Here is a 9,687-nt window from a genome sequence, read left to right on the forward strand (position 1 = left end):
GCTATGGGAAGCGGATGTACAACATCACCGCCAGGCGGATGATGTCTGAGCTGCTGCGAAAGCCCTTGAACGCGTTTGGTTTGCTCATCCTAAGACGCTACGAACCCGCCCTACCCCGCTCAATGCAATTCTTTCTGACAAAACCCCGCCACATTGAGCTGCTCCCCGAAAATCGGACAGTGACGCAAGCTACGATCTGACGTCTGCTGGTCTCCAAGAACGAGGAGATCAGAACATGAAGAAACGCAGGAACAATGACGCGGTGTTCAAAGCTCGCGTGGCGCTGGAGGCCGTGAAGGGCGAGCGCACGGTGTCGGAGCTGGCCGCCGAATGGCGTGCATCCTACGATGATCCATCAGTGGAAGAAGGCTCTTCTGGAGGGCGCGGCTGACATCTTTGAGCGTGGTGGCAAGAGAGCGCCCGAGATCGACGAGGACACGGTGCGGTCGCTGCATGCAAAGATCGGGGAGCTGGCTGTGGCCAACGATTTTTTGTCCAGAAAGCTCAAGCCCTGGACCGGCAAGTGAGGCGCGGGATGATCGAGAAGAACCACCCGAGCCTGTCGGTCGGGGCGCAATGCCGCCTGCTGTCGATCGCACGGTCATCGTTCTACTACGTACTGATGGGCGAGACGGCGATGAACCTCGACCTCATGGTGGTGATCGACAAGCAGTTCCTCGAAACGCCGTTTTACGGCGTCCAGCAGATGACGTGGCACCTGCGGAACGAGGGGTATGTTGTGAACTACAAGCGCATTCGTCGACTGATGCGGCTCATGCGCTTGATGCCGATTTACCAGTCGCCCGATACCAGCAGGCCCGCGAAGGGGCACAAGACCTACCCTTATCTGCTCGGCGGTCTGCGTGTGGAGCGGCCCAATCAGGTCTGGTGTGCCGACATCACCTACATCCCGATGCGCCGCGGATTCCTCTATCTGGACGCCATCATGGACTGGTATACCCGTAAGGTGTTCGATGGGCTTTCGCGGCCCCACTGGGGCCACGGTCCCATCTCACCCTGGCGGATATCGAACACGCTGGAAGCCGACTTCTGCGTGGAGGCTTTGAACGAGGCGATCCACAAGTTCGGCCCGCCCGAGATCATGAACACTGATCAGGGGGCGCAGTTCACATCATTCGCCTGGACCGACCGGCTGAAACGGGTCGGCAGCCGGATCTCGATGGACGGCAAAGGGCGCTGCATCGACAACATCTTCATCGAACGCCTCTGGCGGTCCCTGAAATATGAGTGCGTCTATCTGCACGTTTGGGAGACCGGCTCTCAGGCCAAGGCTGGCGTCAGTCGCTGGATCACCTTCTACAACCACCAGCGGCCCCACGCCGCCCATGGCGGGCAGCCGCCCGCCGTAGTCTACTTCAACCAGATCGAAACCGACCAGCAGGGGCAGAGAGTAGCTTAAATCATCCCGGAAACTGTCCAAGAGATGGGGAGTAGCTCATTCCATGCGTAGGAATGGAAGTAAGCACTATGGCATCAGTTCGCTAAGACAGCGCGATAAGCAATATTTTATTATTGTTGACATTACGAATATTTTCAATCCAATCTTTCGGTGGAGTCGGAGAAACTTGATGCTGCAAATCGTCATAATTGGTGGAGGCTTCACCGGGACAGCGGCGGCAATTCGCCTGTGCGACAGCGCGCCAGTCAAGATGCAGATCACGATCATCGAACCCCGTGACACGCTGGGCGGAGGGCTTGCCTATGGGGGCGATGACCCGGACCACCGAGTCAATGGCACGCATGAACTTCTGGTGCTCTTTCCGGACGATATCGGGCATTTCGCACGGTGGTACACGAGCTCAGGCACCGCAGATCGGGACCCGCAGGCGCGCGCCGAAACCGGCGTGTTCTATGTGCGCCGCTCCGATGTGCGGCGCTATCTGAACGAGATCTTGCAGCAGACGCTTGCTAGAAATGCCCACGGGTCCAGTGTTCATCATGTCCGGGATCGCGCGGTTGGTGCGTGGCGCGTGGATGGCAGGTTGCAGATCGAACTGGCTTCGGGAGGCCACGTCGCGTCGGACCTCACCATCCTTGCCTTCGGCGGACAGCGCCCCGTGCCGCCGGGGACGATCTCCACCTGCGCGAGCACGCATCCCGGCTATATCGGCGATCCGTTCGATGCCGAGGCTCTGTCGGCGATTGCTCCGGGCAACAGGGTCCTTCTCATCGGGACAGGCTTGACGGCAGCAGATGTCGTGGCGAGTTTGTCGCGCCAGAAGCACGAAGGCCAGATCGTTGCAATATCGCGCCGCGGCCTGTTGCCCGAGCCTCAAGGCGCAGCGCCGGATGTGGCCGCGCTCCTGCAGCGCCTGTCCCGCCCGATGCCGCGTTTCATCGAGCGCCATGGCAAGGGGTTGTCCTTGCGCGCCGCCATGCGCGCCCTGCGTCAGGACATGACGGCGGCCATCGCCGAGGGACGCGATGTGAAGGCCGCATTCGATGAGGCCCGCGATGCCTCGGGATGGCTTTGGCCCGGTTTCACCGACACCGAGAAACAGCGTTTCCTGCGTCACCTGAAACCATGGTACGATGTCAATCGCTACAGGATGGTGCCACAGACCGGCGACACGCTTGCACAAATGCAGGCCTCGGGACAACTTGCGTTCCGCGTGGCCCGCCTTGTCGGGCTCACAGGACAGGGCAACCGCCTCGAGGCCCGGCTGGCGGGGCGCAGCGGAGAAATGAGCCCCGAAGCCTTTGACACGGTCATCAATTGCACCGGTCCCAAGACCCTGACGGATGATCCGTTGGTCGGTGCCTTGGGCGATCTCGGACTGGTCCGGCGCGACAGTCTCGGGCTTGGCTTTGACGTCGATGACACCTGCCGTGTTCTGGACGCGGGCGGCCACGCGCAGGACGATCTGTGGGCCTTCGGTCTGCTGACACGCGGACGGTTCGGCGACATGACCGCCATACCGCAGATTGCCTTCCGGATCGAACGCAGCCTCCCGGCGCTGGTCGAGGCCGTGACGCGCCGCGACACCCGCGCGGCCAGTGAGGCCATGTGATGCAAGCGGCGCGCACCCCCCCGAATGCGGAGCCGTCGCCTTTGGCCGGATCAGCAGGTTGGACAGGTGAGGCAAGCACGCATGGCTGAAGGATCGCGCCAGAATGCCGTTCTCGGCATAGGCTTCGTGCTGATCTATCAGACCGCGGTGGTCGCCGCGGTGCAAACGGCCCCGGTGCTCGCCCCGTTCGCGGCGGCTGGCCTTGGCCTTGATGCCGATCTCATCGGGCTCTTCACCGCGACGATCTTTGCCACCGCGCTCATCTCGTCAACCGGCACGGCGGGCATCGTTGCCAGATTGGGATCGTTCAACGGCGCATCTGCGTCACTGGCGGTGGTAGCGCTAGGAGCCCTCGCGCTGGCGCTCGCACAAGGGCCGGGTCTGGTCATTCTCGGGGCCGTGCTCATCGGCATCGGTTATGGGCCGGTGAACCCCATCGGGTCACGGCTGCTCAATCGCATCGCTGTCGGACGCCACCGGAACCTCGTTTTCTCGTTCAAACAGTCCAGCGTTGCAATCGGCGGCGCGGCGGCGGGTTTCATCCTGCCGATTATCGTGCTGATGTCGGATTGGCGCAAGGCCGCGATTGCCACCATGGCCCTTGCAATCATGATCGCCTTGCTGTCGCCTCTCATAGCCAAAAGGCTCGGTCAGGATGGGATTGCGGATGCATCCATCCGGTTCAAGCTGCCCTTTGCACCGGCTCGCGCGGTCCTCGCGGATCCGCTGCAACGCGGGCTTGCAATCGGGGTCTTTGCCTTCTCGATGGCACAGTTCGGGTTCATGTCGATCTACATCGCGATGATCTGGCGTGAAACGGATCTGCCGCCCGAAGGCGCTGCCGTCATGCTCTCGCTGGCGATGACAGCGAGCATTCTTGGCCGGCTCTACTGGGGTTGGCGCGCCGATACCGGGCGTCCTAGACATGTTTTGTCCTGGCTTGCCTGGTCGGGCGTGGGGTTGCTGGTCCTGCTGCTCTTCATCGGACCATCATGGCCGTGGATCCTCATCGCGTTGGTCAGTGCCGCGCTTGGGTTCGGGCCGATGGGTTGGAGCGGCGTGTTGCTTGCCGAGGTCGCACGTGCCGGGGAAGCGCATGGCGGTTCGGCCGGCGTTCTGACCGCCACCGCAGGCTCCATGGTCTTCGCCTATCTCGGCGGCCTGTTCGGCCCTGCCTTGCTCAGCGCCTCGGTGCTGGTTGCCGGGAGCTACATGCCGGGCATCATCTGCCTGATCCTTGCATTTGCTGTCTGCGCGGTCGTCGTCGTGCAGGGAACCGAGTCATATGAGAAGGACCTGACACCATGAGCCAGAAGACCTTGATCGTCACGGGCGCATCGGGTGGCATCGGCGCCGCGACCGCCCTGCTTGCCGCCTCGAAAGGTTGGGCAGTCGCCGTGCATTACCGATCCGGCGCCGAAGGGGCGGAGCAAGTCGTCTTGCAGATCCGCGCGGCAGGCGGGACGGCAGAGTCCTTTCGGGCCGACATGGGCGAGGAAACCGAGGTCACCGAGATGTTCGGGGCAGTGGACAAGGCGCTTCCGCCCCTTGGCGGCCTTGTCAACAACGCGGCCCGCGTCGCGGATCGCGCCATGCGCCTCGACGAGATGGACAGCGCCGAGATCAACGGGCTGTTGCGCGTCAACGTCACCGGCGCGATGGTCGCGGCCCGTGAAGCGGCCGCACGGCTGTCCACGGCGAAGGGCGGGCCCGGCGGGACGATCGTCAATGTCTCGTCACTCGCCGCCGTTCACGGTGCGCCGAAACTCTATGTTCACTACGCTGCCTCGAAAGCCGCGCTCGATGCCTTCACACATGGCTTCGCGCTCGAAGTGGCCCGCGAGGGCATCCGCGTCATGTCGGTGCGCCCCGGCCTGATCGACACGCCGATCCATGCCCGCGCGGGCATGGCCAACCGGATCGAGAAGGTCGGCCCCCGGATGCCGATGGGGCGCGCGGGTACTGCAGGCGAGGTCGCGCAGGCAATCGTCTGGCTGCTGTCGGACGACGCCTCCTACACCACCGGCACGACGCTCGATGTCGGCGGAGGCGCCTGACCTCCGCCCTTCGCTCACGACCGCGCGAAGATGCGCGGCCCAAACCCCTGCTGATGGGGCATCAACTCCAGTTCGGTGACATCGACATGTGCAGGCATCGCTGCGGTGAAGAACACCGCCTCGGCAATATCCTCGGCTGTCATAGGCTGATACCCTTCATAGGCCCGGGCCGCGCGCGCCTTGTCGCCTTGCCAGCGGACCAGCGAAAATTCCGTCTCGGCCGCCCCCGGCGCAACATAGCTGACGCGGACCGGCGTGCCGATCAGATCGCTCTTGAGCGCCTTGGAAAACTGCAGGACGAAGGATTTGGTGGCGCTGTACACCGCATTGGTCGGCGCGACGGCCCGGCCCGCAACCGAGCCAATATTGATGATCTGGCCCCGACCCCGGGCTAGCATCCCGGGCAAGGCGTGATGGGTCAGGTGCAGAAGGCCCCGTATATTGACATTGACCATGTCGTCCCAGTCCGACAGGGCCGCATCCTGCGCGGCGCCCCGATCCGTGCCGAACCCGGCATTATTGACCAGCAAGGTGAGATCGTGGAACTCCTCGGGCAGCGTGTCCATTTCCCGGGCGATGGCGCTCACGTCCCCGACATCAAGAGCAAGCGGCAAGAGACGCACGCCAAGCTCTTCTTTAAGAGCGGCGAGCCGGTCTTGACGACGTCCAACAGCCACAACGCGCGCGCCAGCGGCATGGAATTTGCGGGCTATCGCCAGTCCGAATCCTGCCGTTGCGCCGGTGACCATCACGGTATCGCTTTGAAAATCCGTGCGTAGCATTCTTTCAACTCCTGTTGGGACAAAGAATAGTTGACGCAAGGATTTTAACAATGTCAACATTCGTCATTAGTTCGATTCTGCACTCTTGATGCAGGATTGGACCTAAACAGTCCAAAACCGGACGTAGGGAGGAAACATGTCAGAGATTATCATCAACTCACTGCAGCGCATCCGTGTCGCCACCGCTTTGGGACTCGGTCTGGTGGTCGGAGCCCTATCGGCACCCAACATGGCGACCGCCGAGATCGTAGCGCGTCTTAGCTATCATTGGGCACCTAAACACCACAGCGCTATCTACAGCCAGGAATTTGCAGATCGGGTGAATGCGAGAGGAGAAGGCAAGATCCGGATCGAAACCTTTCCGTCAGGTCAGCTCTTCGGGATTCGTGAAATCATGGGCGCGTTGACCGCAGGCTCTGTCCAACTCGGCGGCGTGGTCGGGACGGTCAGTTTTCCACCGGTCAACCGCAACTACAACGTCGAAGCTCTTCCGGGCGTGTTCCAGGATTTCGATCATCTTCGCAAGTTCTTCCGCGAAACCGAGACAGGCCAAGCCATCTGGGATGACGTGCTGACCCGGACACGCACGAAATTCCTCGCCTACAACCCCACCGGACCGTTCATGTCGTTCACGGCGCAACGCCCGCTGACCTCTCCGGAAGCCTATAAGGGGCTCAAGGCGCGGTATCTGAGCGGCGTGGAGCGGCCCCGCTGGACAGCGCTCGGCGCCGATGCGGTCTCGATGCCGACCGGCGAGGTTTACACCGCGCTTCAGAACGGGATGATCGACACCTTTGCGACCGTGCCGTCGGCCATCAAGGCCTATAGCTGGTGGGATCACATCAAATATGCGGAACTTCCCCACCAGTTCTACGCGGATTCCTTCATCCTCGCCAACCAGGCGTGGTTTGACGGGCTCCCCGAGGACGTGCAGCAATTGCTGATCGAGGTCGGCGAGGAGATCTCGGCGGAATCGACAGCGTCGATCATGTCCTTCTCCGACGAGGTACTCGAGGAATTCGTCGCCCGGGGCGGTCAGGTCGATACCCTGAGCGAAGAGGCACAGGCAGAGTTCGAGCGCATCAACCGGGAAGAAGTCTTCCCCGGCCTGAGCGAAATGATCGATGCCGACGTGCTCGAAGCCGTCATGGAATATTCTCGCCAATAGACAGAAAAACTCGAGGCTGTTCCGCCACGCGCGGAGCAGCCTTCGGACGTATATGCTGTTTGGGGGGAAACACATGAGATCTGTGCTGCGCGCTCTTCACGGAGTGAACAATGTTCTTGAAACGGTAATCAAGGTTCTGGCCGGGCTGTTGGTCGCTTTCATGGTGGTTACGGTCTTTGGCGGAGCCGTCACCCGATACATTACCGGGATCGGCTACAACGTGGTGATGGAACTGCCTCCAATGCTGATGCCATGGCTGGTCTTTCCCGTTGCAGGTATCCTGATGCGCGGCGGATCGCATATCGCAGTCGATTTCCTGCCCGAACGCTTGTCTCCCAAACCGGCCCGCGCGCTGCGCGCCCTCGTCTCCGCCATCGCGGTCCTGGCCGGTATCACCTTCTGTTTCGCGGGCTACGAGGCCACAGCCCTGTTCAAGCTTGTCGGGCAGAAGACCGAGATGGAATGGGCCTTCCCGATCTGGTGGTTGTACCTGTCCTTCCCGGTCGGGTTCGCCATTCTCACCAGCTTCGCGCTGGAGAACCTTCTCAACGCGCTGCTCGGTGATCCCGGAGCAGAGGCGCCTGAAAAAGATTACGAGCAGGCAGGAGCATAATCCATGGTACCCGTCGTCGTCGGAATTTCGCTTGTTCTGCTGTTTCTGTCGCTCCCGATCTTTCTCGTGTTCGGTATCGGCTCAAGCGCGGTCGCCACGCAGGGCCTGAACCTGCCATGGTCCACCCTGATCCAGGTGGCGTTTGGCGCGGTGACCAAACAGGTCCTGCTGGCCATTCCCCTGTTCGTCTTTGCCGGGCTTGTCATGCTGCGCTCGGGCGTCGCCCGGCGGCTGGTCGATTTCGCAATGACCCTTGTGGGCCACTGGCCCGGAGGGCTCGGGGTCGCGATGGTTCTGACCATGGGCTTTTTCGCTGCGTTCTGCGGCTCCATTCTCGCCGCGATCACGGCCGTCGGGTCGATCATGATGCCGCAAATGCTGCGCAAGGGCTATTCCGCGCCCTTCACCGTGGCGCTCGCGGCGGCGGCGGGCCTGCTCGAAGCCCTGATCCCGCCGTCGAACGCCGCGATCATTTACTCGGCGCTGACCGGCGTTCCTGTCTCCGACAGCTTTGCAGCCGGTGTCTTTCCGGGCCTGACGCTGCTTGTGATCCTCGTGATCGTGGTGATCGTGCGCTGCCGCGACATGGAGCGCGAAACGCGCGCCTCCACCTCCCAGCGGCTGAGAGCGTTCAACTCGGCCCTGCCGGGACTGCTGACGCCTGTCATCATCCTCGGCGGTATCTATAGCGGCTTGCTCACCCCGTCCGAAACCGCCGCTGTCGCGTCGGTCTGGGCGATTTTCCTCGGCTTCTTCATCCACCGCGAACTGACCTTCGCGGGGCTCTGGCAGTCGTTTCAGGGAACGGCGGTGACGACGGCGGTGATCTTTTCGATCATCGCGATGGCAACCTTCCTGTCGGTTGTGCTCACCTACACGCAAGCCCCGCAAAAGCTAACGGCCTTCTTCATCGAATATGGCATCACGCCGATCGTGTTCCTCTTCGTGGTCGGGGCGATCTGCCTGATCCTCGGGACCTTTATTGAGATTGTGCCGGTGTTCTACCTGACGGTGCCGGTCTTCATGGCGGTCGCGATAAGCCTCGATGTGCCGCTGACCCATCTCTACATCGTGTTCACTGCCTTTGCCGGTCTGGGGTTGCTGACCCCACCGGTCTGCGTGGGCCTCTACACGGCGGCCGGGGTCATAAGCCTCTCCGCTGATCGGGCCTTCGGCAATGCGATGCTGTTCGTCGGTGTTGGCATCCTCTACGCCATCCTGATGATCTTCACGCCGGGTCTGGCCACCTGGCTCCCCGAGGCGCTGCGATGACAGGCAGGCTTCGGCTTTCTGAGCCCGGGAACGGCGTTGTCACCGTCACCCTCGACCGCGCGCAGGCCCTGAACGCCTTCGATACCGCAATGGCCGAGGAGATGCTGGCGGTCTTCGGCACCACGCTCAGACGGCGTGACGATATCCGCGCCGTCGTTCTGACCGGCGCGGGAGAGCGCGCCTTCAGCGTGGGGGCCGATCTCAAGGAACGCGCCGGGATGTCGAATGACGACTGGCGCCGGCAGCATGCGCTGTTCCGCGATGCGTTCGAGAGCCTCTGGAGCTTTCCGTGGCCGGTCATCGCCGCCGTGCGTGGCTACGCGCTCGGGGGTGGCTGCGAGCTGGCGCTGGCGGCCGATTTCATCCATGCAGCCGAGAACGCGGTGTTCGGACTGCCCGAAATCACGCTTGGCATCATGCCCGGCGCGGGTGGCACGCAGCTTCTGCCGCGTGCGCTCGGACTGCGCCGCGCCAAGGAGCTGATCCTGACCGGGCAGAGGTTCTCCGCGCGCGACGCGCAGGAGTGGGGCCTCGTCAACGCGCTGCATCCGCCGGGCGAGGAGCTTGATGCGGCGCTCGCGGTCGCGCAGCAGATCGCGCGCAATGCCCCGCTCGCCGTGCAGGGCGCCAAACGGGCGATGGATGGCGGCGCGGATGCGCCGCTCAAGGTCGGCCTCGCCCTCGAGGTCTCCGTGCATCAACGCCTCTCGGCCAGCGAAGACAGGGCCGAGGGCGTGCTTGCCTTCAACGAGAAAAGGACACC

Annotated in this window: 8 protein-coding genes and 2 pseudogenes; 8 read left to right on the forward strand and 2 right to left on the reverse strand. The window is 62.6% G+C overall.

Features of this window, described 5'->3' with window-relative positions:
• Positions 1-4: 4 nt before the first annotated feature.
• Positions 5-88 (reverse strand): annotated as a pseudogene (locus tag WAO69_RS01620) (IS6 family transposase); the annotation flags it as partial.
• 147 nt (positions 89-235) lie between these two features.
• Here WAO69_RS01620 and WAO69_RS01625 point away from each other — a divergent pair.
• From WAO69_RS01625 to WAO69_RS01640, 4 genes and pseudogenes are all read left to right on the forward strand, one after another.
• Positions 236-1,420: pseudogene (locus WAO69_RS01625) on the forward strand (IS3 family transposase).
• A gap of 169 nt (positions 1,421-1,589) precedes the next feature.
• Positions 1,590-3,032, forward strand: a complete 1,443-nt coding sequence (locus WAO69_RS01630; RefSeq protein ID WP_422176071.1) for an FAD/NAD(P)-binding protein — start codon at positions 1,590-1,592, stop codon at positions 3,030-3,032.
• Between the two features lie 81 nt (positions 3,033-3,113).
• Positions 3,114-4,340, forward strand: coding sequence for an MFS transporter (locus WAO69_RS01635; RefSeq protein ID WP_422176073.1), 1,227 nt, complete (start codon positions 3,114-3,116; stop codon positions 4,338-4,340).
• Entirely contained in the window at positions 4,337-5,089 is a 753-nt protein-coding gene (locus WAO69_RS01640) for an SDR family oxidoreductase (protein ID WP_422176075.1), read from the forward strand. Before WAO69_RS01635 ends, WAO69_RS01640 begins: the two co-directional genes overlap by 4 nt.
• Before the next feature lie 14 nt (positions 5,090-5,103).
• Here WAO69_RS01640 and WAO69_RS01645 read toward each other — a convergent pair whose 3' ends face one another.
• Entirely contained in the window at positions 5,104-5,871 is a 768-nt protein-coding gene (locus WAO69_RS01645) for an SDR family NAD(P)-dependent oxidoreductase (protein WP_422176077.1), read from the reverse strand.
• Positions 5,872-6,007: 136 nt separating this feature from the next.
• Between WAO69_RS01645 and WAO69_RS01650 the strand changes: the two genes are divergently transcribed.
• The 4 genes from WAO69_RS01650 to WAO69_RS01665 form a co-directional block, all read left to right on the forward strand.
• Positions 6,008-7,039, forward strand: a complete 1,032-nt coding sequence (locus tag WAO69_RS01650) for a TRAP transporter substrate-binding protein (RefSeq protein ID WP_422176079.1) — start codon at positions 6,008-6,010, stop codon at positions 7,037-7,039.
• Between the two features lie 73 nt (positions 7,040-7,112).
• Positions 7,113-7,652, forward strand: coding sequence for a TRAP transporter small permease (locus WAO69_RS01655; protein ID WP_422176081.1), 540 nt, complete (start codon positions 7,113-7,115; stop codon positions 7,650-7,652).
• Positions 7,653-7,655: 3 nt separating this feature from the next.
• Entirely contained in the window at positions 7,656-8,924 is a 1,269-nt protein-coding gene (locus WAO69_RS01660; RefSeq protein ID WP_422176083.1) for a TRAP transporter large permease, read from the forward strand.
• On the forward strand, positions 8,921-9,687 hold a 767-nt coding region (locus WAO69_RS01665; RefSeq protein WP_422176085.1), incomplete at its 3' end, for an enoyl-CoA hydratase/isomerase family protein. The genes WAO69_RS01660 and WAO69_RS01665, both read left to right, overlap by 4 nt.

Source organism: Aestuariivita sp., assembly GCF_049276915.1.
GTDB lineage: Bacteria > Pseudomonadota > Alphaproteobacteria > Rhodobacterales > Rhodobacteraceae > Aestuariivita.